At 67.6% G+C, this 24334-nt stretch carries 28 protein-coding genes; 19 read left to right on the top strand and 9 right to left on the bottom strand.

What is annotated here, in order from left to right:
• Positions 1–30 precede the first annotated feature (30 nt).
• Positions 31–897 (top strand): amidohydrolase family protein, encoded by an 867-nt coding sequence (locus tag FHT32_RS03990; RefSeq protein WP_176663317.1) that lies wholly within the window; start codon positions 31–33, stop codon positions 895–897.
• Between the two features lie 19 nt (positions 898–916).
• Here the strand turns inward: FHT32_RS03990 and kefC are convergent, their stop codons facing one another.
• Positions 917–2785, bottom strand: a complete 1869-nt coding sequence (gene kefC / locus FHT32_RS03985) for a glutathione-regulated potassium-efflux system protein KefC (protein ID WP_176663316.1) — start codon at positions 2783–2785, stop codon at positions 917–919.
• Positions 2786–3547 (bottom strand): NAD(P)H-dependent oxidoreductase, encoded by a 762-nt coding sequence (locus FHT32_RS03980; protein ID WP_176663315.1) that lies wholly within the window; start codon positions 3545–3547, stop codon positions 2786–2788.
• Positions 3548–3648: 101 nt separating this feature from the next.
• On the opposite strand from FHT32_RS03980, the gene FHT32_RS03975 reads away from it, so the two are divergent.
• Both FHT32_RS03975 and FHT32_RS03970 read left to right on the top strand, forming a co-directional pair.
• A complete protein-coding gene (locus tag FHT32_RS03975; RefSeq protein ID WP_093304246.1) occupies positions 3649–4269 on the top strand; it encodes a ParA family protein in 621 nt (206 codons plus the stop codon).
• Positions 4270–4347: 78 nt separating this feature from the next.
• Entirely contained in the window at positions 4348–4818 is a 471-nt protein-coding gene (locus FHT32_RS03970) for a MaoC family dehydratase (RefSeq protein WP_093206665.1), read from the top strand.
• 39 nt (positions 4819–4857) lie between these two features.
• Here the strand turns inward: FHT32_RS03970 and FHT32_RS03965 are convergent, their stop codons facing one another.
• The 3 genes from FHT32_RS03965 to FHT32_RS03955 form a co-directional block, all read right to left on the bottom strand.
• Positions 4858–5151 (bottom strand): DUF4148 domain-containing protein, encoded by a 294-nt coding sequence (locus FHT32_RS03965; RefSeq protein WP_176663314.1) that lies wholly within the window; start codon positions 5149–5151, stop codon positions 4858–4860.
• Positions 5152–5278: 127 nt separating this feature from the next.
• A complete protein-coding gene (gene trmL, locus FHT32_RS03960; RefSeq protein WP_176663313.1) occupies positions 5279–5740 on the bottom strand; it encodes a tRNA (uridine(34)/cytosine(34)/5-carboxymethylaminomethyluridine(34)-2'-O)-methyltransferase TrmL in 462 nt (153 codons plus the stop codon).
• Positions 5741–5772: 32 nt separating this feature from the next.
• On the bottom strand, positions 5773–6498 hold the full coding sequence (locus FHT32_RS03955) for a ComF family protein (RefSeq protein ID WP_176663611.1): 726 nt from the start codon (positions 6496–6498) through the stop codon (positions 5773–5775).
• Positions 6499–6539: 41 nt separating this feature from the next.
• Between FHT32_RS03955 and FHT32_RS03950 the strand changes: the two genes are divergently transcribed.
• From FHT32_RS03950 to FHT32_RS03920, 8 genes are all read left to right on the top strand, one after another.
• On the top strand, positions 6540–7457 hold the full coding sequence (locus tag FHT32_RS03950; protein WP_176663312.1) for a biotin synthase: 918 nt from the start codon (positions 6540–6542) through the stop codon (positions 7455–7457).
• Positions 7458–7681: 224 nt separating this feature from the next.
• Complete coding sequence (locus tag FHT32_RS03945; protein ID WP_126025562.1) at positions 7682–8158, top strand: DUF2244 domain-containing protein; 477 nt, start codon at positions 7682–7684, stop codon at positions 8156–8158.
• 58 nt (positions 8159–8216) lie between these two features.
• Complete coding sequence (gene coxB / locus FHT32_RS03940) at positions 8217–9395, top strand: cytochrome c oxidase subunit II (RefSeq protein WP_176663311.1); 1179 nt, start codon at positions 8217–8219, stop codon at positions 9393–9395.
• Positions 9396–9438: 43 nt separating this feature from the next.
• Entirely contained in the window at positions 9439–11079 is a 1641-nt protein-coding gene (gene ctaD, locus FHT32_RS03935; RefSeq protein ID WP_176663310.1) for a cytochrome c oxidase subunit I, read from the top strand.
• Between the two features lie 25 nt (positions 11080–11104).
• The gene (locus tag FHT32_RS34785) at positions 11105–11218 is read left to right on the top strand and encodes a cytochrome oxidase small assembly protein (protein ID WP_019656111.1); all 114 of its coding nucleotides are present in this window, start codon (positions 11105–11107) and stop codon (positions 11216–11218) included.
• 40 nt (positions 11219–11258) lie between these two features.
• Complete coding sequence (locus tag FHT32_RS03930) at positions 11259–11885, top strand: cytochrome c oxidase assembly protein (protein WP_176663309.1); 627 nt, start codon at positions 11259–11261, stop codon at positions 11883–11885.
• A complete protein-coding gene (locus FHT32_RS03925; RefSeq protein WP_176663308.1) occupies positions 11882–12100 on the top strand; it encodes a DUF2970 domain-containing protein in 219 nt (72 codons plus the stop codon). The genes FHT32_RS03930 and FHT32_RS03925 overlap by 4 nt, the downstream gene beginning before the upstream one ends.
• 72 nt (positions 12101–12172) lie before the next feature.
• Entirely contained in the window at positions 12173–13054 is an 882-nt protein-coding gene (locus FHT32_RS03920; protein ID WP_176663307.1) for a cytochrome c oxidase subunit 3, read from the top strand.
• A 77-nt stretch (positions 13055–13131) separates the two neighbouring features.
• On the opposite strand, the gene FHT32_RS03915 is transcribed toward FHT32_RS03920, so the two are convergent.
• Positions 13132–13362, bottom strand: a complete 231-nt coding sequence (locus FHT32_RS03915; RefSeq protein WP_176663306.1) for a twin transmembrane helix small protein — start codon at positions 13360–13362, stop codon at positions 13132–13134.
• A gap of 27 nt (positions 13363–13389) precedes the next feature.
• Between FHT32_RS03915 and FHT32_RS03910 the strand changes: the two genes are divergently transcribed.
• Genes FHT32_RS03910 through FHT32_RS03885 form a run of 6 tightly spaced genes read left to right on the top strand, consistent with a single transcriptional unit; the run spans position 13390 to position 18533 of the window.
• Positions 13390–14253: an SURF1 family protein gene (locus FHT32_RS03910; protein WP_176663305.1), complete on the top strand. Its 864-nt coding sequence runs from the start codon at positions 13390–13392 to the stop codon at positions 14251–14253.
• A complete protein-coding gene (locus FHT32_RS03905; protein WP_176663304.1) occupies positions 14240–14920 on the top strand; it encodes a hypothetical protein in 681 nt (226 codons plus the stop codon). Before FHT32_RS03910 ends, FHT32_RS03905 begins: the two co-directional genes overlap by 14 nt.
• Before the next feature lie 18 nt (positions 14921–14938).
• Entirely contained in the window at positions 14939–16162 is a 1224-nt protein-coding gene (locus tag FHT32_RS03900) for a heme A synthase (RefSeq protein ID WP_176663303.1), read from the top strand.
• Positions 16159–17064: a heme o synthase gene (gene cyoE / locus FHT32_RS03895; protein WP_176663302.1), complete on the top strand. Its 906-nt coding sequence runs from the start codon at positions 16159–16161 to the stop codon at positions 17062–17064. The genes FHT32_RS03900 and cyoE overlap by 4 nt, the downstream gene beginning before the upstream one ends.
• 10 nt (positions 17065–17074) lie before the next feature.
• The gene (locus tag FHT32_RS03890; RefSeq protein WP_176663301.1) at positions 17075–17692 is read left to right on the top strand and encodes an SCO family protein; all 618 of its coding nucleotides are present in this window, start codon (positions 17075–17077) and stop codon (positions 17690–17692) included.
• 16 nt (positions 17693–17708) lie between these two features.
• On the top strand, positions 17709–18533 hold the full coding sequence (locus tag FHT32_RS03885; RefSeq protein ID WP_176663300.1) for a DNA alkylation repair protein: 825 nt from the start codon (positions 17709–17711) through the stop codon (positions 18531–18533).
• Between the two features lie 58 nt (positions 18534–18591).
• On the opposite strand, the gene rpoH is transcribed toward FHT32_RS03885, so the two are convergent.
• Positions 18592–19533 carry an RNA polymerase sigma factor RpoH gene (gene rpoH, locus FHT32_RS03880; RefSeq protein ID WP_176663299.1) on the bottom strand — a complete coding sequence of 314 codons (942 nt, stop codon included), beginning with the start codon at positions 19531–19533 and terminating at the stop codon, positions 18592–18594.
• Positions 19534–19631: 98 nt separating this feature from the next.
• Complete coding sequence (locus FHT32_RS03875; protein ID WP_176663298.1) at positions 19632–20096, bottom strand: DUF962 domain-containing protein; 465 nt, start codon at positions 20094–20096, stop codon at positions 19632–19634.
• A 272-nt stretch (positions 20097–20368) separates the two neighbouring features.
• Between FHT32_RS03875 and FHT32_RS35360 the strand changes: the two genes are divergently transcribed.
• Together FHT32_RS35360 and FHT32_RS03865 are read left to right on the top strand one after the other, a co-directional pair.
• Positions 20369–21013 (top strand): LuxR C-terminal-related transcriptional regulator, encoded by a 645-nt coding sequence (locus FHT32_RS35360; protein WP_371132125.1) that lies wholly within the window; start codon positions 20369–20371, stop codon positions 21011–21013.
• Positions 21010–22818 (top strand): hybrid sensor histidine kinase/response regulator, encoded by a 1809-nt coding sequence (locus FHT32_RS03865; protein ID WP_176663296.1) that lies wholly within the window; start codon positions 21010–21012, stop codon positions 22816–22818. Before FHT32_RS35360 ends, FHT32_RS03865 begins: the two co-directional genes overlap by 4 nt.
• A gap of 225 nt (positions 22819–23043) precedes the next feature.
• Here FHT32_RS03865 and ftsY read toward each other — a convergent pair whose 3' ends face one another.
• On the bottom strand, positions 23044–24315 hold the full coding sequence (gene ftsY / locus FHT32_RS03860; RefSeq protein WP_176663295.1) for a signal recognition particle-docking protein FtsY: 1272 nt from the start codon (positions 24313–24315) through the stop codon (positions 23044–23046).
• Between the last annotated feature and the right edge of the window lie 19 nt (positions 24316–24334).

Below are 24334 nucleotides of genomic sequence, written 5' to 3'. Positions count from 1 at the left end.
CTAGGGATTTACCCGTACCGGAGACAAGGCATGGACCATCAGAACCTGATCGCGATCGACATCCACACCCACGCAGAAGTCAGCTGCTGGAACCCGTTCGACAACTACGGCGAGGAATACGACCGCGCCGCCGACAAGTACTTCGGCTCCAGCGGCCGGCCCACCATCGCCGAGAGCGTGGCGTACTACCGCGAAAGGAAGATCGGCCTGGTGATGTTCATGGTCGACGCCGAATCGAACATGGGCCGCCGCCGCATCCCCAACGAGGAGATCGCCGAGGCCGCGAAGAACAACAGCGACATCATGATCGCCTTCGGCAGCGTCGATCCGCACAAGGGAAAGATGGGCGCGCGCGAGGCACGCCGGCTCATCGAGGAGCATGGCGTGAAGGGCTTCAAGTTCCACCCGACGGTGCAGGGCTACCACCCCTACGACCGCATGGCCTGGCCCATCTATGAAGTGATCGCCGAATACGGCCTGCCGGCCATCTTCCATACCGGCCACAGCGGCATCGGCTCGGGCATGCGCTGCGGCGGCGGGCTGCGGCTCGAATACAGCAACCCGATGCACCTGGACGACGTGGCCATCGACTTCCCCGACATGCAGATCGTCATGGCCCACCCCAGCTTCCCCTGGCAGGACGAGGCGCTGAGCGTGGCCACGCACAAGCCCAACGTGTGGATCGACCTGTCGGGCTGGAGCCCCAAGTACTTCCCGAAGCAGCTCGTGCAGTACGCCAACACGCTGCTGAAGGACCGCATCCTGTTCGGCAGCGACTACCCGCTGATCACGCCCGACCGCTGGATGCGCGATTTCGAGAACGCGGGCTTCAAGCCGGAGGTGATGCCCGGCATCCTCAAGGGCAACGCGGTCAGGCTGCTGAAGCTGGCGGCCTGACGGCGCGGGCGGCGGGCCGTCAGGCGTCCGCCTCTTCCTTCGGCGCGGTTTCTTCGTCGTCGTCGAGCTTGTCCCAGTCGCGCCCCAGCCGGCGCTGCCGCTCCTCGCGCTCGCGCGCCATCTGTTCCTCGAACTGCTGCCGGCCCGCCTTGTTGGCGGCGATCAGTTTGGCGCGATCCTTGTAGTGCGGGTAGATCTCGTTGCTGAGCTCGATGTTGCGGTGGCGGAAGCGCATCGCCGATTCGCGCGCCTCGTGCGCCGGCCAGCCCAGCGCCTCCAGCGTGGCGCGCGCGCTGCGCAGCGACGACTCGAACACCTCGCGCTCCACCTCCGTCACGCCGCGGTCGCGCAGCTGGAACAGGTGCGTCACGTTTCGCGCCCTGGCGATGATGCGGGCCTGCGGGAAGTTCTCCTTCACCAGGTCAACGATCTCCAGCGACTGCTCGATGTCGTCCACCGCCACCACGATCACCTTGGCCGTTCCCGCGCCCGCGGTGCGCAGCAGGTCGAGCCGCGTCGCGTCGCCGTAGAACACGCGAAAGCCGAACTGCCGCAGGCCTTCGACGGTGTCGGCGTCGTGGTCGAGCACCGTCACGCGCAGGCCCTGCGACATCAGCATGCGCCCGACGATCTGGCCGTAGCGGCCGAAGCCGCAGATCAGCACCTTGGCGTCCTGCTGCTCCGAGATCTCTTCGAGCTTCGTGCCCGTGTTGCGGCTGTAGCGCGGCAGCACGAACCGGTCGAGCAGCACCAGCAGCAGCGGCGACAGCAGCATCGACAGCGCCACCGCGCCGATCAGCAGCGAGGTGACCTCGGGCGGCAGCACGTCGGGCCCGGCCGCCTGGAACACCACGAAGGCGAACTCGCCGCCCTGCGCGAGCAGCAGCGTGAACACCGGCCGCTCCTGGTAGGCGATGCCCATCGCCTTGGCGAGCGCGTAGATCACCACCAGCTTGATGGCCACGAAGCCGACCACCAGCATCGCCATGATCCAGGGGCTCGCGATCAGCACGCCGAAGTTGATCGACATGCCCACCGCGATGAAGAACAGCCCCAGCAGCAGCCCCTTGAAGGGCTCGATGTCGGTCTCGAGCTCGCGCCGGTATTCGCTCTCGGCCAGCAGCACGCCGGCGAGGAAGGCGCCCAGCGCCATGGACAGGCCCACCAGCTGCATCAGCGCCGCGATGGCCACCACCAGCAGCAGCGCGGCGGCGGTGAAGATCTCGGGCGTGTCGCTGCGCGCGATCCAGCGCAGGATGGGGCGCAGCAGCAGCCGGCCGCCGAGGATGATGCCGCCGATCACGCCGATGATCTTGGCCGCTTCCAGCGCGCGCTCCAGCCCGGTGATCGACTGCTCGGCCGCGGTGGCGCCGGCCAGCAGCGGCAGCAGCGCGAGGATCGGGATGGCCGCCACGTCCTGGAACAGCAGGATCGAGAAGCCGGCCTGCCCGCTGGGCGTCTTCAGCAGGTTGCGCTCGCCGAACACCTGCAGCGCGATGGCGGTGGACGACAGCGCCAGGCCCAGCGCGGCCACCAGCGACACGCGCCAGCTGGCGCCCACGGCGCAGCCGACTGCGAACAGCACGGCGGCGCAGCTCAGCACCTGCGCCGTGCCCCAGCCGAAGATGGGGCGGCGCAGGTTCCACAGGCGCTTGGGTTCGAGCTCCAGGCCCACGAGGAAGAGCATCAGCACCACGCCGAACTCGGCGAAGTGCAGCACGTCCTCGACGCTGGAGACCAGCCCCAGCCCCCAGGGCCCGATGGCGATGCCGGCCACGAGGTAGCCGATGATCGAGCCCAGGCCCAGGGCTTTCGACAGCGGCACCACCAGCACGGCGGCGCTCAGGTAGATCAGGCTGTTGGTCAGCCAGGCGGGTGCGTGTTCCATTCAGGCCGCCTTCCCGTTGCCGTCCGTGGATGCGGTGGAGGCTGTGGTGCTGGCCAGCCCGTGGGCCATCGCCGCGCGGAATGCGTCGGAGACCACCTTGCCGACCTCGTCGCTGTCGGCCGGCCGGTCGCTCTCTGGCACGGGGCAGGCGACGCAGGCGTCGATCTCCTCGATCTCGGGCCACTCGGGGTAGCTGCCCAGGCGTTGGGCGAAGGTCTCGACGTGCGCCTTCACCGCCGCTTCGCCGGCGCTGCGCGCGCCGTAGAAGATCATCGGCGGCAAAAAGCGCATGCCGCACAGCGCGGCGGTCTGCTCGTAGGGCGGCAGGAAGGCGTCGAAGAAGTAGCGGTGGTAGTTCTGCGGGTGGTAGCTGGCCTCGGGGCTGCCGGTGGTGGCGACCAGCCAGAGGTCCTTGCCCTGCAGGGCGGTGCCGCCGGGGCCGTAGGCCCAGCCGTAGGCCAGCACGTCGTCGACCCAGAGCTTCTGCAGCGCGGGCATCGAGTACCAGTGGATCGGATGCACCAGCACCACCAGGCTGGCCCTGGCGAGCCGGGCCTGCTCGGCCTCGACGTCGATGGCGAAGTCGGGGTAGGTGCCGTAGAGGTCGTTGACGTCGACGCCGGGCACGGCGCGAGCGGCGGCGAGCATGCGGCGGTTGACGCGCGAGTCGCGCCAGTGGGGGTGGGCGGCCAGCACGTAGATGCCGCCGGAGCCGCCGTCGGTGCGCGCGGCGGGGGTTCCCGTGGATGTTGTTGTCGTCATCCCGCGAACATATCTCAAGAGCACGCTGGCGGGCGTTTCGCCGGGCAAAAACGCGCCAGCGACTAACATCCCCGCTATTGCCGTTCTGGAGGAGTGCATCTATGCCGGTGGTTCTGGTCGCCAATCCCAAGGGAGGCGTGGGCAAGTCGACGATCGCGACGAACGTCGCGGGCTACTTCGCAAGCCGAGGCCATGCCGTGATGCTGGGCGACGTGGACCGCCAGCAATCCTCCCGGCTCTGGCTGGGCCTGCGTCCGCCGATGGCCCGGACCATCTCCACCTGGGAAGCCACCGGCGAGAGCACTGTGGTGCGCCCGCCGCGCGGCACCACGCACGCGGTGCTCGACACCCCCGCCGGCCTGCACGGCTGGCGCTTCAAGGAAGTGCTGGCGCTGGCCGACCGCGTGATCGTGCCGCTGCAGCCCAGCATCTTCGACATCTACGCGACCCGCGACTTCCTCGACCGGCTGCAGGAGAACCGCCGCGCCGAGAAGACGAAGATCGGCCTCGTCGGCATGCGCGTGAACGCCCGCACGCTGGCGGCCGACCGGCTGCACGAGTTCATCGCGGGGCTGGGCGTGCCGGTGATCGGCGAGCTGCGCGACACGCAGAACTACGTGCAACTCGCAGCGCGCGGGCTCACGCTGTTCGACATCGCGCCCGGCCGCGTGCAGCGCGACCTGGAGCAGTGGCAGCCGATCTGCGAATGGCTCGATGCCTGAGCCGCGCGGCGGCTCCCGGTTTACCCTGAGCCCGGTTGTCGCAAGGCCGACAGCCCCACGGCGACCCCAGACGCCAGAATGCCCCGCATGACCAAGAAGACATTCCAGACCCTTCAGGATCTCGCCGCCTGCGTCGGCCAGGAAGTCGCCGTGAGCGACTGGATCGCCATCACGCAGGAGCAGGTCAACCAGTTCGCCGAGGCGACGGGCGACCACCAGTGGATCCACGTCGACATCGAGCGGGCCAAGGCCGGCCCTTTCGGCGGGCCGATCGCGCACGGCTTCCTCACGCTGTCGCTGCTGCCGCGCTTCTACGAGACGGCGCTCGACGTGGTCGAGTCGCGCATGGGCGTGAACTACGGCCTGAACAAGGTGCGCTTCATGTCGCCGGTGCCGGTGGGCAAGCGCCTGCGCGCGCGCATGAAGCTGCTGACGGCGGAGCCCATTGCCGATGACGGTTTCCAGATGACCTGGGAAACCACCATCGAGCTCGAAGGCGCTGCCAAGCCGGCCTGCGTGGCCGAGTCGGTGGTGCGCCGCTACCGCTGAAGCGGCGGCCGCGGCCTTCTTCCTTCTTTTTCTTTCTTCTTACATCCTGCGGTCGGTCACTTCGCCGTAGGTGGCTGCGCCCTGGCGGGTGATGCTCCGTGCGCTGGCGCGCACCGCGTCGCGGTCGATGTCGCCGCTCCTGGCCTGCATCGCGCCGGTGCCGCCGTTGCCGATGCGAAGCGGCTGGCGCGCGTCGGCCTGCACTTGCGCGCGGGACAGCGTCGACTGGAACGGTGCGGGCGGCAGCGGGTTCTGCTCTCCCTGGAAGGCCTGCGCGCTGCCGGCGAAGGCGAGCGTTGCGAGGGCGGCGAGAGCGATCGGCTTGGCGTTCATGGCGGGACTCCTTGGTACAGGGTGGACGGGATGAATGCCGGACCGGCTTGCGGCCGGCATGTCTTCCATACGACGCGATTCGCCGAATGGATGTGTCCTGCCCCTGCTGCCGGAAGGGGCGGCCGCCTCAGGCGAAGCCGTTCTGCCGCCAGGCCTCGAACACCGTCACCGCCACCGCGTTCGAGAGATTCAGGCTGCGCTGGCCCTCGCGCATCGGCAGCCGCAGCCGCTGAGACTCGGGAAAGCCGTCGCGCAGCGTGGGCGGCAGGCCGCTGGTTTCCGAGCCGAACACCAGCCAGTCGCCGGGCTGGAAGCACACTTCGTGCACCGGACGCGAACCGCGCGTGGTGAGCGCGAACATGCGGTCGGCGGCGGGCTGCTCGGCCGCGAGCAGGGCCTGCCAGTCGGCATGGCGCTTGACTTCGGCGTACTCGTGGTAGTCGAGGCCGGCGCGGCGCAGCAGGCGGTCGTCCATCGAGAAACCCAGCGGCTCCACGAGGTGCAGCTTGCAGCCGGTGTTGGCCGCGAGCCGGATCACGTTGCCGGTGTTCGGCGGGATTTCGGGGTGGACCAGGACGATATTGAACATGCGCCGATTGTCGGCGGGCCGGCGCAACCGGCTCAGCGCGGCGGATCGGTCCGGGCCAGCACGATGGCGGTGATGTGCGCGGCACCGGCCTGCCGCAGCACCGTGGCGGCGGCGAACAGCGAGGCTCCGCTGGTCATCACGTCGTCGATCAGCACGAGGCGGCGGCCGCGCAGTTCGTCGGCGCGCAGCGGCTCCACCGCGAAGACGCCGTGCAGGTTGCGCAGGCGGTCGGCGCGCGAAAGGCCGCTCTGGGCCGGCGTCTCGCGCGTGCGCAGGAGCAGGGTGGCGTCGGTCTTCGATGGTGCAAGCCGCCGCGCCAGCTCGTGTGCCTGGTTGAAGCCGCGCTCGCGCAGCCGGCCAGGCGCGAGCGGCATCGGCAGCACGACGTCGCCGGCTTCGAGGGCCGGCTCCACCCAGGGCGCGCTGCGCAAGAGCGTGGCGAAGGGCCCGGCCCAGCCGGCCTCGCCGCGGAACTTGAAGGCCGCGATGGCGTCCGGCCAGGGCCACGCGTAGGTGCAGGCCGCGAGGCAGGCATCCAGCGGCGGCGGGTTCTTCACGCACTCGCCGCAGCGGTCGACGCCTTCGGGCAAGCGCAGGGCGCAGCCGCTGCAGCGAGGAGCGGGGGTTGCGAAGCGGGCCACGCAGGCGTCGCACACGGGGCGCGAAGGCCAGGCGCGGCAGACCGCGCACTGGCTGGGCAGCCGCGCGAGCAGCGAGGTGAAGAGGCCGGCAGGCCCAGAAGGCGGGAAAGGCCACATGGCCCGTTGGCTGAGCATCGCCTCAATATACTCACGGCCCCATGGCCACCGACCCCTCAAGACGACCGCCGACCATCGATGCCACGGCGGCCGCCCGCTGGCGCCGGCTCGCGCCCGCCGACGGCGCCTCTCCCTGGCTGCACGAGGAAATCGGCCGCCGCATGGAAGACCGGCTGCAATGGATCAAGGCCCAGCCCCGCAGCTGGGCCGACTGGGCGCCGCTGCGCAGCGGGCTCGAGGCGCATGAACTCGTCGCGCGCCGCTACAAGGACGCGGCTTCCTATGTGATCGAACCCGAGAGCGCGCTCGCCGCGGCCACCGGCCAGGCGCTGGCCGCGCCGTGGTGGAGCGCGCGTCGCTGGCAGGCCGGCAAGGCGCGCTTCGAGGCACCGCCCGAGGACGGCGTCGACCTGCTCTGGGCCAACATGTCGCTGCACATGGCGGCCGACCCCGAGGCGCTGATCGCGCACTGGCACAAGCTGGTGGCGACCGACGGCTTCCTCATGTTCTCCTGCCTCGGCCCCGACACCGTGCGCGAGCTGCGTGCGTTGCATGCCCGCATGGGCTGGCCCGCCGCGGGCCACGAGTACACCGACATGCACGACTGGGGCGACATGCTGGTGCACGCCGGCTTCGCCGAACCGGTGATGGACATGGAGCGCATCGTGCTGACCTGGGCCACGCCCGAGGCCGCTCTTGCGGAGCTGCGCACGCTGGGCCGCAACCTGCATCCGGCGCGCTTTCCCGCATTGCGCGGCAAGGGTTGGCTGCAGGAGCTGAAGAAGGCGCTGCCCGAACTGGCACCGGCCGAGGACGGCGGTGGCCGCATCGCGCTGACCTTCGAAGTCGTCTACGGCCACGCGTTCAAGCCGGTGCCGCGCGTGTCGCTGTCGGCCGAAAGCGCGGTGTCGCTGCGCGAGATGCGATCGATGCTGCAACGGGGCCGACCGGGCGCCTGATCGCTTGCCGGCGACTCGGCGAAAACGCCTGTCGCACAGGGCGTTTCTTGCCTACTAGTAGTGACCCGTAGGCGTCCCACAGGGCACTCGGGCGCTGGTATCTACCCGCTACAATCCGCCGTTGCGTGAAACTCGCGGGTATTGTCCCGCGATCGAGGGGTGTCGAATCCTGTTTGTACGAGGGGTTTGGCGACCGTCGACGCACCGATTTGCTGAACTCGCCCGTGTCGAATTCCGTGTTTCGATTTGCCACCGTTTCAGGCCAGAGCATCCACTGGTTCCTGAAGCGCAACTGCTCGGTGACGCCGAGCCAGCTGGGCTGGCTCTACGCCTCGCTGTGCGTGGTATCGCTCGGCATCGGCACCCTGTTCTGGCTGCACGGTGCGCCCATGGTGCTGCCTTTTGCCTGGCTCGAACTGGCCGCTGTCGGGTTTGCGTTCATGGTCTATGCACGGCATGCGACCGACGGCGAAAAGATCGCGCTGCAGGAGGGACGGCTCGTCGTGGAGCTCGAGAACGGCGGGCATTACGAGCGCACGGAATTTCTTCCGCACCAGGTGCGGATCGAACCCCAGACCGGCGATCGCTCGCTGATCGAGGTCTCGGGGCAGGGTCGATCGGTCAGGGTGGGGCGCTATGTACGCCCGGAGTTGCGTGCGGCCTTGGCCCGCGAGATTCGAATGGCGTTACGCGGCGCCTGAGGGGGCTCGCGCAGTGCTGCACGGTTGGTTGTCGAAAAATTGAAGAAACGTGAACACGATGAAGAGCATTTGGCGCAATAAGTACAGGCCGGCGAATCTGTTGCTGGCGGCCGGCGCGGCTTTCAGCAGCGCGGCGCACGCAGTCAACGATCTCCCCGGCGGCCCCTCGGTGCGCCAGTTGAATCTTCCGGTAGGCGTGACCAAGATCGCTCAGGAGCAGCATCTGCTCCACACGATCATGATGATCCTGTGCACGGTCATCTTCGTCGGCGTGTTCGCGGTGATGTTCTATTCCATCTGGAAGCACCGCAAGTCGGTGGGCCACAAGGCCGCCAACTTCCATGAATCGGTGGTGGTCGAGGTCATCTGGACCATCGTGCCCTTCCTCATCGTCATCGTCATGGCGCTGCCCGCCACCAAGGTGCTGGTGGCCCAGAAGGACACCACCAACGCCGACCTCACGATCAAGACCACCGGCTACCAGTGGAAGTGGGGCTACGACTACCTGAACGGCGAAGGCGAGGGCCTGGCCTTCATCTCCACGCTCGACAGCTCGCAGCGTGCCATGTCCGACGCGGGCGCCAAGGGCCAGATGCCCGACGACTACCTGCTCAAGGTCGACAACCCGCTGGTGGTGCCGGTCAACAAGAAGGTCCGCATCATCACCACCGCGAACGACGTGATCCACGCCTTCGCCGTGCCGCAGTTGGGCCTCAAGCAGGACGCCATTCCCGGCTTCGTGCGCGACACCTGGTTCCGCGCCGAGACCGTGGGCGACTACTACGGCCAGTGCCAGGAGCTGTGCGGCAAGGAACACGCGTACATGCCGATCCACGTGAAGGTGGTCTCGGCCGCCGACTACACGACCTGGGTCGCCGCCAAGCGCAAGGAAGCCGCCGCCAAGCTCGACGACCCGACCAAGGTCTGGACCCTGCCCGACATGCTCGCGCGCGGCGAGAAGGTCTATGCCGCCAACTGCGCGGCCTGCCACCAGGCCAACGGCAAGGGCGCCGGCCCGATCAAGCCGCTCGACGGCTCCGCCAAGGTGACCGACGCCGACCACAAGATCCAGCTGACGGTGCTGCTCAACGGGCAGAACAACGGCGCGATGCCCTCCTGGAAGCAACTGAGCGATACCGACCTCGCGGCCGTGGCCACGTACACCAAGAACAGCTGGTCGAATAAGACGGGCCAGCTGGTGCAGCCGGCCGAAGTGCTGGCCCTGCGCGCCAAGTGATGCGCGAGCGCACCGCGACGAAGAAATTGCAAGGAACAACGAAATGAGCGCAGTTCTCGACCCCCACGGTCACGCAGCCCACGGCGATCACGCACACGACGATCATCACGACCACCACGCGCCCACCGGCTGGCGCCGCTGGGTGTTCGCCACCAACCACAAGGACATCGGCACGCTCTACCTGCTGTTCAGCTTCACGATGCTGATGGTGGGCGGCGTGCTCGCGCTGCTGATCCGCGCCGAGCTGTTCCAGCCCGGGCTGCAGCTGGTGAACCCCGAACTCTTCAACCAGTTCACCACCATGCACGGCCTGATCATGGTGTTCGGCGCCATCATGCCGGCCTTCGTGGGCTTCGCGAACTGGATGATCCCGCTGCAGGTGGGCGCCTCCGACATGGCGTTCGCGCGCATGAACAACTTCAGCTTCTGGCTGCTGATCCCGGCGGCGCTGATGCTGGTGGGCTCGTTCTTCATGCCCGGCGGCGCGCCCGCCGCGGGCTGGACGCTGTACGCGCCGCTCACGCTGCAGATGGGCCCCTCGATGGACGCCGGCATCTTCGCGATGCACATCATGGGCGCCTCGTCGATCATGGGCTCGATCAACATCATCGTGACCATCCTCAACATGCGCGCCCCCGGCATGACGCTGATGAAGATGCCGATGTTCTGCTGGACCTGGCTCATCACCGCCTACCTGCTGATCGCCGTGATGCCCGTGCTCGCAGGCGCCATCACGATGACGCTGACCGACCGCCACTTCGGCACCAGTTTCTTCAACCCCGCCGGCGGCGGCGACCCGGTGATGTACCAGCACATCTTCTGGTTCTTCGGCCACCCCGAGGTCTACATCATGATCCTGCCGGCCTTCGGCATCATCAGCCAGGTGGTGCCGGCCTTCGCCCGCAAGAAGCTCTTCGGCTATGCCTCGATGGTGTACGCCACCTCGTCGATCGCCATCCTGTCGTTCATCGTGTGGGCGCACCACATGTTCACGACCGGCATGCCCCTGACCGGCCAGCTGTTCTTCATGTACGCGACCATGCTGATCGCCGTGCCCACGGCCGTGAAGATCTTCAACTGGATCGCCACCATGTGGCAGGGCTCGATGACCTTCGAGACGCCCATGCTGTTCGCCGTCGGCTTCATCTTCGTGTTCACCATGGGCGGCTTCACCGGCCTGATCCTGGCTGTCGCCCCCATCGACACGCAACTGCAGGACACCTACTACGTGGTGGCCCACTTCCACTACGTGCTGGTGGCCGGCTCGCTGTTCGCCATGTTCTCGGGCTTCTACTACTGGGCTCCGAAGTGGACCGGCGTGATGTACAACGAGACGCGCGGCAAGGTGCACTTCTGGTGGTCGCTGATCTCGTTCAACGTGACCTTCTTCCCGATGCACTTCCTGGGCCTGGCCGGCATGCCGCGACGCTATGCCGACTACCCGATGCAGTTCGCCGACTTCAACGCCGTCGCGTCTGTCGGTGCGTTCTTCTTCGGTTTCGCCCAGGTGTATTTCTTCCTGTTCATCGTGCTGCCCACGATGCGCGGCAAGGGCGAGAAGGCTGCCCAGAAGCCGTGGGAAGCTGCCGAGGGCCTCGAATGGGAAGTGCCTTCGCCGGCACCGTTCCACACCTTCGAGAACCCGCCCAAGCTCGACGCGACCGCCACCAAGGTGATCGGTTGAACGCACTGTCAGCCTACGCAGCACGATGACGCCCGAGCAGAAAAGGAACAACCGCCGCATGGGGCTCACGCTGGCCTCCATCGCCGTGGTGTTCTTCATCGGCTTCATCGTCCGCATGGTCTGGTTCAGCGGCCGCTGAACCGGGCATTCGAGCAGGCAACGAACGGGAGCACACGCGCATGAGCCTCGGTCCTCGCATCCGCCGCGCCAACGTCCGCATGGTCGGCAAGCTGGCCGTCGTGGCCTGCGGCATGTTCGCCTTCGGCTACGCGCTGGTGCCGATGTACCGCGCGATCTGCGAGATGACCGGCATCAACATCCTCGCGCTGTCCGAGCTCGAGGTGCCCGGCGGCGCGAGCGGCGGCAAGAACGTGCGCGTGCCCGACAACACGCAGGTCGACAAGACCCGCACCATCACGGTCGAGTTCGATTCCAACGTGCGCGGCGGCCTGTGGGACTTCAAGCCCGCGGAGCGGACCATCCAGGTGCACCCGGGCGAACTCAACACGGTGATGTACGAGTTCCAGAACGTGCAGAACCGCCGCATGGCCGCACAGGCCATTCCGAGCTACGCGCCGCAGCAGGCTGCGCCGTACTTCAACAAGCTCGAGTGCTTCTGCTTCAACCAGTACACGCTCGATCCGGGCGAGAAGAAGCAGTGGCCGGTCGCGTTCGTGATCGACCCGAAGATTTCCAAGGACGTGAAGACCATCACGCTGTCGTACACCTTCTTCGAGGTGGGCGGCAAGACGCCCGCGGCCCCGGTGGCCGCCGTTACCAGCTCCGCGAATGAGCCGCGCTCGTGACCGATCCCTCGAACCGGCCGAAGGCTTCGCTGTGGGACACGGTGAAGGCGGTGGGCTGGTCGTTCTTCGGCGTGCGCAAGAACAGCGCCTACCAGGACGATCTGCGCAAGCTGAATCCGCTGCACATCATCGCGGTGGCGTTCGTTGCGGTCGTCGTCTTCGTGGTCGCGCTGGTGCTGCTGGTGCGCCATGTGGTCGCGTCGGCCGGGGCCTGACGGAAGAGAAGCCTTCCGCGACAAGCAGAATCCATTGAATCGAGAGAAGAAAGAAAGCCAGGAGCTGAAGAAATGAGTTCAACCACCCACGGAACCACGCCCTACTACTTCGTGCCCGGACCTTCGTCCTATCCGGTCTCGGCCGCGATCGGCCTGTTCTTCGTGATCCTGGGTGCCGCGCAATGGATCAACGGGCATGCGTGGGGCGCCTGGTCGCTGCTGGCCGGCATGGTGATCTGGCTCGGCACGCTCTTCGTGTGGTTCCGCGCCGCCATCGGTGAGAGCGAGAGCGGCCAGTACGGCCACAAGGTGGACCTCTCGTTCCGCTGGAGCATGAGCTGGTTCATCTTCTCCGAAGTGATGTTCTTTGGCGCGTTCTTCACCGCGCTGTGGTGGGCTCGCACCCATGCGCTGCCTTCGCTGGGCAGCCTGGACAACGCGCTGCTGTGGCCCGACTTCAAGGCCGTGTGGCCGAGCGTCGCGGCCGGTGCCACCGCCTCGCCGGCTGGCATCGTCGAGCCCTTCCAGACCGTCGGCCCGTTCTGGCTGCCCACGATCAACACCGCGCTGCTGCTGAGCTCGGGTGTCACGCTGACCATCGCCCACCATGCGCTGCGCGCTGGGCACCGTGCCCAGACCATCCGCTTCATGTGGCTCACCGTGCTGCTCGGCGTGATCTTCCTTGGCGTGCAGGGCTACGAATATCACCACCTGTACACCGAACTGAACCTCAAGCTCAGCTCGGGCACCTACGGCTCCACCTTCTTCATGCTGACCGGCTTCCACGGCCTGCACGTGTTCATCGGCATGCTGATGCTGCTGTTCATCACGCTGCGCCTGCGCAAGGGCCACTTCACGCCCGAGCGCCACTTCGGCTTCGAGGGCGCAGCCTGGTACTGGCACTTCGTGGACGTCGTCTGGCTCGGCCTTTATCTGCTGGTCTATTGGCTTTGAGCGAAGAACCTCGCGGCATGACAAGAAAAAGGCGCCGGAAGGCGCCTTTTTCTTGGTTCTCCTGGCACGAGCACCATCTACTTGCCGAGCGGGAGCCCGGTTGGCTGGATGTATCCGAACTTCCAGGCGAGCAGCATGCAGAGGAACAAAAACACCGAGAGGCCGATCCGAACGGTGAGCGCGCGCGCCATGCCGCCGCTCTTGGCGCGCCCGTTGCGCCCGTCCTTCAGCATGAAGTACAGGGCAAACGCGAGGCTCGCGAAGATGCCCACGAACACCAGGGCGACGAAGTATTTCATGAACCGCATTATCGGCCGCACGCCCCGTCCCCTCCAGTGACCCCAGAACCCCTGTATCCCGAGAAGCGCCTCCGGCGAGGCCGCTTCTGGGTGCTCACCATCGCCGCCGCGCTGACCGTGTCGGCCACCGTTTCCCTTGGCCGCTGGCAGCTCTCGCGCGCTGCGCAGAAAGAAGCGCTGCAGGCCAGCATCGACGCCGAGAAGCTGAAGCCGCCGCTGACCCAGGCGGAGTTCCTCGCGCTCGGCAAGGCCTCCGACGCCATGCACCGCGCGGTGCGCCTGCGAGGCCTGTGGCTCACGCCGCAGACCGTGTACCTCGACAACCGCCAGATGCACGGCGTACCGGGCTTCTACGTGCTGACGCCATTTGCCCTCGAAGGCACCGAGCAGACGGTGATGGTCCAGCGCGGCTGGATCCAGCGCAATTTCGTCGACCGCACGAAGCTGGGCGCGGTCGAGACGCCGGCCGGCATTGTCGAGGTCACGGGCCTGATCGAGCCGCCGCCCAGCCATCTGCTGGAGCTGGGCTCCGCCGCCGCGCCAGCGCCCGCGCCGGCGGCCTCCGCGCCTGCCGAAGCCGCTTCCGCTGCGGCAGCCCCGGCCGCTGCGGCACCGGTCGCCGAAGGGTATTCGCCCATCCGGCAGAATCTCGACCTCGAGGCCTTCCGCGCCGAGACCAAGCTGCCATTGCGCACCGACGTGTCATTGCAGCAGGCCGGGCCGGCTTCCGAGGGCCTGCAGCGCGACTGGCCGGCGCCGGCGCTGGGCCTCGAGAGGCACTACGGTTACGCATTCCAGTGGTTCGGCCTGTCGGCCCTCGTCGTCATCCTCTATGTCTGGTTCCAATTCATCACGCCCCTCCGCCGCGCAAGGCGCCGCGCACGCGATGGCCGCTTCTGACGAGCCGCTGGGCCTGACGGTGCACTCGATGCCGTCGCCCAACCAGGCGCTCGACGGCGCGGAGGGGCGGCGCACGGCCATCGGACGCTGGAAGATGATCGCGGTGATGCTGATGTGCGCCTCGCCGGTCATCGCCTCCTACTTCACTTACTACGTGATCCGGCCCGAGGGGCGCAGCGTCTATGGCGAGCTGATCGATCCGCAGCGCGAACTGCCGAAGCTCGTCGCCACCGACCGCGGCGGCGCGCCGGTCGATCTCGCCACGCTCAAGGGCCAGTGGCTGCTGGTGACGGTGGCCGATGCAGCTTGCGACACGCTGTGCGAGCAGCAGCTCTACCTGGCGCGCCAGTTGCGCGAGAGCCTGGGCCGCGAGAAGGACCGCATGGACCGCGTCTGGCTCGTGAGCGACGCCGCTCCCGTGCCGGAGCGCCTGAACAACGGCCTGCACGGCGCGACCGTGCTGCGCGTGCCCGCCGAGCAGCTGGCGAAGTGGCTCGCGCCCGCGCAGGGCCACTCGCTGGCCGAGCATCTGTACGTGGTCGACCCCATGGGCAACTGGATGATGCGTTTTCCCGCCCGCATGGACGCCGCCGGCGCCAGCCGCGCCAAGCGCGACCTCGACCGCCTGCTGCGCGCCTCGGCGTCGTGGGACGAACCGGGCCGCTGAAGAGATACGCAACGCAGCATGGACACCACGAGCTCTCTCTACGATCTGACGCCCATCGCCTGGCTCATGGCGGTCGGCATGCTGATCGCGCTTGGGCCGCTGGTGTGGGTGTGGCGCCGCAATGCGGGCAGCGGCCCCGCGCGACGGCTGCATGCGCTCACGGTGCTCACGCTGTTCCTCACCTTCGACCTCACGCTGTTCGGCGCCTTCACGCGGCTCACCGATTCGGGCCTCGGCTGCCCCGACTGGCCGGGCTGCTACGGCAACGCCAGCCCGCACGGCGCGCGCCACGAGATCGCGATGGCGCAGTCGGCGCAGCCGACCGGGCCGGTGACGCACAGCAAGGCCTGGGTCGAGATGGTCCACCGCTACCTGGCCACCGGCGTCGGCGTGCTGATCCTCACGCTTGCGGTCGCCACCTGGATCGTGCGACGCCGGCAGAGCCGTATTCCGCCTGCGGAGGCTGCCGGGCACCATGCCACGCTGAGCGCCTGGTGGCCCGCCTTCACGCTGGCGTGGGTGTGCCTGCAGGGTGCGTTCGGCGCGCTCACCGTGACCTGGAAGCTTTTCCCCGCGATTGTCACGCTGCACCTGCTCGGTGCCGTGGTGCTGCTGGCGCTGCTGTGCATCCAGGCAGTGCGCTACCGGCAGGCGGCCGCCGACCGGCTGCCCACGCCCGTGTCGCCCGCGCTGCGCAACGGCCTCATCGCGACCTCGGTGCTGCTCGTGCTTCAGATCGCGCTGGGCGGCTGGGTCAGCACCAACTACGCGGTGCTGGCCTGCACGCAATTCCCGACCTGCCAGGACAGCTGGTGGCCGCCCATGAACTTCGCGCAGGGCTTCGAGATCTGGCGCCACCTGGGCGTGACCGGCGAAGGCCAGCCGCTCGATTTCTCGGCGCTCACCGCCATCCACTATGCGCACCGGCTGATGGCCTATGCAGTGTTCGTCGCGCTCGGCGTGCTGGCCTGGCGCATGCGCCGCATCGAGGCGCTGCGCCCGCAGGCCCGATGGCTCGCGGGCCTGGCGCTGCTCCAGCTTGCCACCGGGCTGGGCAACGTGCTGCTCGGCTGGCCGCTGGCCGCGGCCGTGCTTCATACAGGCGGCGCCGCGGCGCTCGCCGTCGTGCTCACCTGGGCGCTGTGCGAGAGCCGGCGCGCCCCGGCAGCGCAGCCTGCGCATGCCGGTGAAAATACGGCAGGTCACAACAACAGTCAGAGTCCGAGGAAGGCCGCCGCGTGAGCACCCCGATTTCCGTTCAGCAAACCGCCAGCACCAACGTGCTGCGCCAGTTCTACGCGCTGACCAAGCCGCGCGTGGTGCAGCTGATCGTGTTCTGCGCGCTGATCGGCATGGTGCTGGCCATTCCGGGGCTGCCGTCGTGGGGCGAGGTGAAGCTCGCGGCGGTGGCCTGCATCGGCATCTGGCTGGTGGCCGGCGCGGCCGCGGCGTTCAACTGCCTCGTCGAGAAGGGCATCGACGCGAAGATGAAGCGCACCGCCTGGCGCCCCACCGCGCGCGGTGAGCTCAGCGACAGGCAGACCCTGGTTTTCTCGGCGCTGCTGTGCGCGGCGGGCTCGGCGCTGCTGTGGTTCATGGTCAACCCGCTCACCATGTGGCTGACCTTCGCCACCTTCGTGGGCTATGCGGTGATCTACACCGTGATCCTCAAGCCGCTCACGCCGCAGAACATCGTGATCGGCGGTGCCTCGGGCGCGATGCCGCCGGTGCTGGGCTGGGCCGCGATGACGGGCAGCCTCGATCCGGGGGCTTGGATCCTCTTTCTCATCATCTTCCTGTGGACGCCGCCGCACTTCTGGGCGCTGGCGCTCTACCGCGTCGAGGACTACCGCAAGGCCGGCTTGCCGATGCTGCCCGTCACGCACGGCAACGAGTTCACGCGGCTGCAGGTGCTGCTCTACACCTTCATCCTGTTCGCGGCCTGCCTGATGCCCTTCATCTACGGCATGAGCGGCTGGCTCTATCTTGCGGTGGCCGTGGCGGTGAGCGTCGGCTTCACGGGCTATGCCTTCGCGCTGTGGCGCAGCTATTCCGACGCGCTGGCGCGCAAGACCTTCCGCTTCTCGCTGATTCACCTGAGCGTGCTGTTCCTCGCGCTGCTGGTCGATCACTACATTCACTGACCTCGTTTCCATGAACAAGCGCAACGCTCTTCGACTGATGGCCGCCGGCGCCGGCTGGGTGGGCGTCGGCGCCACCCTCGGCCTGGGCCTCGCGGCCTGCAGCGAGACCAAACAGAGCTTCAATGCCGTCGACATCACCGGTGCCGACTACGCCAAGGACTTCTCGCTGAAGGACGCGGACGGCAAGGTCCGCACGCTGGCCGACTTCAAGGGCAAGCTGGTCGTGCTGTTCTTCGGCTACGCGCAGTGCCCCGACGTCTGCCCGACCACTATGACCGAGATGGCGCAGGTCAAGCAGCAGCTCGGCAAGGACGGCGACAAGCTGCAGGTGCTGTTCATCACCGTCGACCCGGCGCGCGACACGCCCGAGGTGCTCAAGGCCTACATGGGCGCGTTCGACCCGAGCTTCGTCGCGCTGATTCCCACGGCCGATGAGCTCGCTGCCGTCGCAAAGGACTACAAGGTCTACTACAAGAAGGTCGACGGCAAGACGCCGACCAGCTACTCGATGGACCACTCCGCCGCCAGCTACGTCTACGACACGCACGGCCGGCTGCGGCTCTACGCGCGCTACGGCGCGGGCGTGGCGCCGATGGTGTCCGACTTGAAGACGCTGCTGGCTTCCTGAAAGCGGCCGCTGCCCGATGTCCGCCATCGATCCGCTCGGGCACCTGAAAGGGCGCAAGGGCGCCTTCCGCATCGCGCTGATTCCGCCCGAGGTTCTCGATGCCCTCAACGACGGGCTGATCGAAACTGTCAATCTCAACGAGTTCCTCGCGCTCGAGCTGCCCCGGCTGGCGCGCAGCGTGGCGGGGCACATCGGGCTCGATGGCGAGAGCGAGCGGCTGGCCGACACCATCGCGATGCTGGGCGCCTTCAAGCCGATGCAGCGGCATGGTCACATCGCACGCGCGCTCTACGACCTGGCCGCGCTGCACGGCGAACGCGACGCCGTTGCCCACCGGCTGGCCACGCATGCGAGCGACGTGGCGCGCTGCTGGGCGGCGCAGTGGGTCACGCTCTCGGGCCTGCCGCTGGCGGCGCAGCTGGAGTCGGTGCGCCGCTTCGCCGCCGACCCGCACTTCGGCGTGCGCGAGATCGCGTGGATGGCGGTGCGCGACGCGGTGGTCGGGTCGCTCGACGAAGCGATCGTGCTGCTGCAGCCCTGGGTGCTCGATGCCGACCCCAACATCCGCCGCTTCGCCAGCGAACTCACGCGGCCGCGCGGCGTGTGGTGCGCGCAGATCGAGGCGCTCAAGGCCGAGCCCTGGCGCGCGCTTCCGCTGCTCGAGCCGCTGCGCGCCGACACCAGCCGCTACGTGCAGAACTCGGTGGCGAACTGGCTCAATGACGCGAGCAAGAGCCAGCCCGAGTGGGTCGACAAGCTCTGCGCGCGGTGGCTGGCGGAGTCGGACGCGGCCGAAACCCGCTACATCGCGAAGCGGGCGCTGCGAACGCTCTCGAAATGAAAAAAGCCCGGCGGTGCCGGGCTTCGTTCGTGATGGGCAGGAGGGAAGAAGGAAAGGCTTACGCGTATTCCGCGAGCGCCTTCTTCATCTTCTTCATGGCCGCCACTTCGATCTGGCGGATGCGCTCGGCGCTCACGCCGTACACGGCAGCCAGGTCGTGCAGCGTCATGCCGCCCGAACCGTCGTCGTTGACCTTGAGCCAGCGCTCTTCGACGATGCGGCGGCTGCGGTCGTCCAGGGCTTCGAGCGCGGTCGCGATGCCGTCGCTCGACAGGCGGTCGCGCTGCTGCGATTCGAGCAGGGCGGTGGGTTCCTGCGAGGCGTCGGCCAGGTAGGCGATCGGGCCGAAGGCTTCGTCGCCGTCGTCCGTCGGGCCCGGATCGAGCATCACGTCGCCGCCCGAGAGACGGGTTTCCATCTCGAGCACTTCCTCGGGCTTCACGTTCAGGCGGGTCGCCATCTGCGAAACCTCGTCGGGGCTCAGCGTTTCACGGTGCGTGCCGGTGTCGGCAATGGCCGAGTCGGCCTTGAAGCCCTGCTTCATCGAGCGCAGGTTGAAGAACAGCTTGCGCTGGGCCTTGGTCGTCGCGACCTTGACCATGCGCCAGTTCTTCAGGATGTACTCGTGGATCTCGGCCTTGATCCAGTGCATGGCGTAGCTCACGAGCCGCACGCCCTGGTCGGGGTCGAAGCGCTTCACGGCCTTCATGAGACCGACGTTGCCTTCCTGGATCAGGTCGCCGTGCGGCAGCCCGTAGCCCAGGTACTGGCGGGAAATGGAAACCACGAGGCGCAGGTGAGAGAGCACCAGCGCGCCGGCGGCTTCGAGATCGTTGTGGTCGCGCAGCTTGCGTGCGTAGCCCTGCTCTTCTTCAAGAGTGAGCATCGGCAGGCGGTTGGCGGCCGAAATATAGGCGTCCAGGTTGCCCAGCGGGGGAACCATCGACCACGGGTTGGCGACGGCCAGCTGGTTGGCAGAGACTCCAGACAGCGTTGTCATCAGGGGGAACTCCTTTGTGTTGGCCATATTAGCACTCGGTTAGAGGGAGTGCTAATCCAAGGGTTCCCTTGAATTTCTATCGCTGGAATAGCCAAAGGCTACCAGCGGATACCAAGTCTTAGGAAGAGCTTGGACAAGACGAACAGGGGACCGACCCAGAGATATTGAATGTCTTCGAAGAACGACGGCTTCTTGCCCTCGATCTTGTGGCCCACGAACTGGAAGATCCAGGCCACTACAAAGATAGCGGCGGAAACCGGCAATACAAGTCCCCCCATCGCATGCACCAGCACCAGCGCCAGGGCGGTCAGGACGAGCATGGCCACCAGGAAGGCCGGGGCGCGCAGCAGCACGTAGTAGACGAGGCTGGCGGCCACGAAGGCGTAGGCCACCCAGGGATGGATCGCGAACAGCAGCCCGACGATGCTCAGCATGATGGCCGGGATGGCCACGAAATGGATCAGCTCGTTGGTCGGATTGCGGTGACTCTCCTCGTAGTGGGCGAGCAGCCGGTCGACCTTGCGGTCGCTCGATTCCAGAGGGGCGGCGGCGGTGTGCGTCATGGCAAGTCTCCGTGGGCGCCGTGCGATGCGGCGAGACTTTCCATGGTGCCGACAGAGAAGCCCGATGGCAAGCACGGATGCCATGTGAAATTGCTATTAAATAAGTAGCATAAAGCACTACAGCCACGGAGCTTGGCGTGACTTTCTACACTGTCACCAGAAGGTTACATCGCTAAGATCGGCAGGTGCCTCCCTTCGACTCTCCACCCGCTTCCCGGTCGCCGGTCACGCAGACCGGTACGGCCGTCCGCGCACCTCGGTCGATTCTCGTCGTGGACGACCACGACCTGCTGCGCCTGGGCGTCTGCGCCCTGGTCCAGGCCCAGGCGAGCCCCTCGGGCGCCAAGATCGAAGTCTTCGAGGCCAGCAACGTCGCCGATGCGCTCAGGCTGTACGAGGCCCACCAGGCTTCCATCGGCCTCGTGCTGCTCGACCTGGCGCTGCCCGACACCCACGGCCTGAGCGGCTTGGCCGAGTTCCGGATGCGCTTTCCCGACGCGCGGATCGTCGTGCTCTCAGGCACGGGCAACAGCACGCTGGCGCAGGGCGTGCTCGCGCTCGGCGCAGCCGCCTTCCTGCCGAAATCGGCCGACCTGAAGGAGGTCGTGAGCTTCATCCGCGCCTGCGGCTTGCTCGACGGCGGCGCCGACGCGTCGTTGCAGCCGCAACAGGCTGCGCCGACCCAGCCAGTACCCAGGGCGCTCACCGGCTATGCCGAGTTCGCCCACGCCAGCGCCTGGCAGGAACTCACGCCGCGGCAGATGCAGGTGCTGCAGTGGGTGCTCGAAGGCAAGGCCAACAAGGAAATCGCCCAGCTCGCGAACCTGAGCGAAGGCACGGTGAAGAACCATGTCTCGACCATCCTGCTGCTGTTCGGCATGCGTTCGCGCGCCCAGTTGATCAGCACCCTGCATTGAGCGTGCAGCCCGCCGCGCCGAGCAACCCCGTCGCCGACCACGAACTCGGCCAGCGGGTGCTGCGCGAGCACGTCGCCTCGGTCTACAGCACCTACAGCGTCTCGACGCTCACGCACATGGCCTTCGTGGTCGTGTTCGGCAGCATCATCTATTCGCAGCTGAAGGACCCGAGCCTGCTGTTCTGGCTGGCCGGCCTGCTGATGGCAGACATCTACGTGTTCTTCACGCCGCGCTGGACCCCGTCGCGGCCCGTGCGCGAAAGCGCCTACTGGGCGCGCAAGATCTCGCGCGTGGTCACGCTGGTGAGCATGGTCACGGCGGTGGTGCCCTGGCTCATCGTGCCGCACAACAACCTGCCGATGACCTCGCTGCTGATGGCGGTGATCGTCGGCAGCTGCGCGCGGGCGGCGCAGTCGCTGTGGCCGCTGAAGCCGGCGCTCTTCGGCTACACCATGCCGATGTCGCTCGGGATGATCACCGCGCTGGCGTGGCAGGGCGACGGGCTGCACCTGTTCCTGGCGGCCGCCGGAGCGGCCTACCTGCTGCTGACGCTCTATGCCGGCATCGGCCAGCACAAGCTGCTGACCGAATCGTTGATGCTGCGCTTCGAGAACGAGGCGCTCGCCGCGCGCCTGGGCGAGCAGATCGCCGCCACCGAGCGCGCGAGCGAGGAGAAGACGCGCTTCCTCGGCACCGCCAGCCACGACCTGCGCCAGCCGTTGCACGCCATCGCGCTTTTCGGCGCCGCGCTCGAGAACGAGCTGCGCGACCGTCCCGAAGGCCGCAATGCCGAGCGGCTGATGCGCGCGGTGAACGCGCTGGGCGCCTCGCTCGACACCATGCTCGACGTCTCGCGCCTGGACGCCGGGGTAATCACGCCCGCGCCCCAGCCGGTGCAGCTCGACGCGCTCTTCCTGCCGCTCAACCACACCTTCGCGGCACGCGCCGAACAGAAGGAGCTCCAGCTGCGCGTGCGGGCCAGCGGCCTGTGGGTGCACAGCGATCCGCAACTGCTGCACCGCATGTTGTCGAACCTGATGGACAACGCCCTCAAGTACACGATGCGCGGCGGCGTGAGCGTCACGGCGCGTGAGCGCGGCGAGTCGGTGTGGATCGAGGTGCGCGACACCGGCATCGGCATCGCGCCCGAGCAGTCGGGCCGGATCTTCGAGGAGTTCTACCAGATCAACAATCCGGGCCGCGACCGCTCGCGGGGGCTGGGCATCGGGCTGTCGATCGTGCAGCGGCTGTCGCGGCTGCTGGGTCATCCGGTGCAGATGCACTCGCGTCCGGGGCGGGGCACGCATTTCCGCGTGGTGGTTCCCATCGCGAGCACCCTCGAGCGGGCGCCGGCGGGACTGCCGCCCGCCTCCTTGGCCGAGGCGAGCGCCGCCGATGAGCGCAGCGCGTCGGCGCTGGCACTGCCCGGCCGCGTGCTGCTGCTCGACGATGAACTGGAGATCCGCGAGGCCATGATGGGCCTGCTGCGCTCCCATTCCATCGACGCCCATGCCGTGGCCAGCGAGGCCGCCGCCGATGCAGCCCTGCGCCACGCCGCGCGCGAAGGCCGGCCCTTCGACCTGCTGATGTGCGACTACCGGCTGGCCGACGGCGTTGACGGGCTCGATGCCGGCCTGCGCCTGAGCCAGTCGGGCGGCGCGGCGATGCCGCTGCTGCTCATCACCGGCGAGACCTCGCCCGACCGGCTGCAGCGCGTGCGCGAGTCGCAGGTGCCCGTGCTCTTCAAGCCGGTGGTGGCCGACCAGCTGCTGCTGGCGATGGCCGAGCTCACGGTCGCCAGATAGCTGGCGCCGGCCTCAGCTGGCCAGTCTGAAGTTGAATTCGTTTGTATTATTTTTGACGCCAGAAGCGATGTGTAGACGTCGTCTTCTGCGCTTCCCATGACTTTCGGCACTGGTGAACACCTGCGCCGTGGCCTATCTTCACTGCATCGCGTTCCCGCGACAGGAGTAGGTAGGGGAGAGAGAAAAAGTGAGCGGCCCCGGCGCAAGCCGGGGCCGTTTTTTTTCTTATCCGAGCAGCGCCTGCGCGAACTCGCGGGCGTTGAAGGTTTCCAGGTCTTCCAGCTTCTCGCCCACGCCGATGAAATAGACCGGAATCGGCCTTTCCCGTGCGATGGCGCACAGCACGCCGCCCTTGGCCGTGCCGTCGAGCTTGGTCACGACGAGGCCCGTGAGGCCCAGCGTCTCGTCGAAGGCCTTGACCTGCGCCAGCGCGTTCTGGCCGGTGTTGCCGTCGATTACCAGCAGCACCTCGTGCGGCGCGGTGCCGTCGGCCTTGGTGACGACGCGCTTGATCTTCTTGAGTTCGTCCATCAGGTGCAGCTGCGTCGGCAGGCGGCCGGCCGTGTCGACCAGCACCACGTCCTTGCCGCGGGCCTTGCCGGCGTTCACCGCGTCGAAGCTCACGGCCGACGGGTCGCCGCCTTCCTGGCTCACGATCTCGACCGTGTTGCGGTCGGCCCAGACCAGCAGCTGCTCACGCGCCGCCGCCCGGAAGGTGTCGGCCGCTGCCAGCAGCACCGAGGCGCCTTCGTCGGCCAGGTGCTTGGTGAGCTTGCCGATGGAGGTGGTCTTGCCCGCGCCGTTGACGCCGGCCACCATGATCACGGTGGGCGTGAACTGGCCGATGACCAGTGGCTTCTCGAGCGGCTTCAGCAGGTCGGCCACGGTCTCGGCCAGCAGCGCCTTGACTTGCGAGGCGTCGGTGGCCATCTGGCGCTTGACGCGCCCGCGCAGGTCGTCGAGCAGGTACTCGGTCGCCTTCACGCCGGTGTCGGCCATCAGCAGCGCGGATTCGAGTTCCTCGTAGAGCTCTTCGTCGATCTTCGCGTTGACGAACACGGCCTGGATGCCGGTGCCGGTCTTGCGCAGGCCGGTCTTGAGCTTGTCGAACCAGCCCTTGCGCTCGGTGGCGATGGCGGCGGGCTCGGCGGCCGGCGCTGGAACTGGGGCTGCGACCGGCGCTGGAACGGGAGCTGCGATTGGAGGAGCGGGAATGGGGGCCGGGGCGGGCGACGCAGCCGGTGCGGGGGGCGGCGCTGGAACTGGCGCGGGCGCTGGTGCAGGAGCGGCAACAGGGGCGGGTGCTGGCGCGGGTGGCGGGGCAGGCGCTTCTTCCGCCGCCGGCTTCGAGCCGAACCAGCTCGAGGGCGAAAACACCGAGCGTGCCGGTGCCGGTGCCGGTGCAGGTTCCGGAGCAGGCGCTGCCGGGGCCGGCGGGCTGGACGCCGGCGCATCGGGGGTTTCGGCAGGCGGTTTTTTCTTGAAGAAACTGAACATCGGGAGCTTTTTACAATCC

The sequence above is a fragment of the Variovorax sp. SG517 genome, assembly GCF_013376045.1.
GTDB lineage: Bacteria > Pseudomonadota > Gammaproteobacteria > Burkholderiales > Burkholderiaceae_C > Variovorax.
The sequence above is the reverse complement of the archived record's forward strand: the minus strand, read 5'-3'. Positions and strand labels throughout refer to the sequence as shown.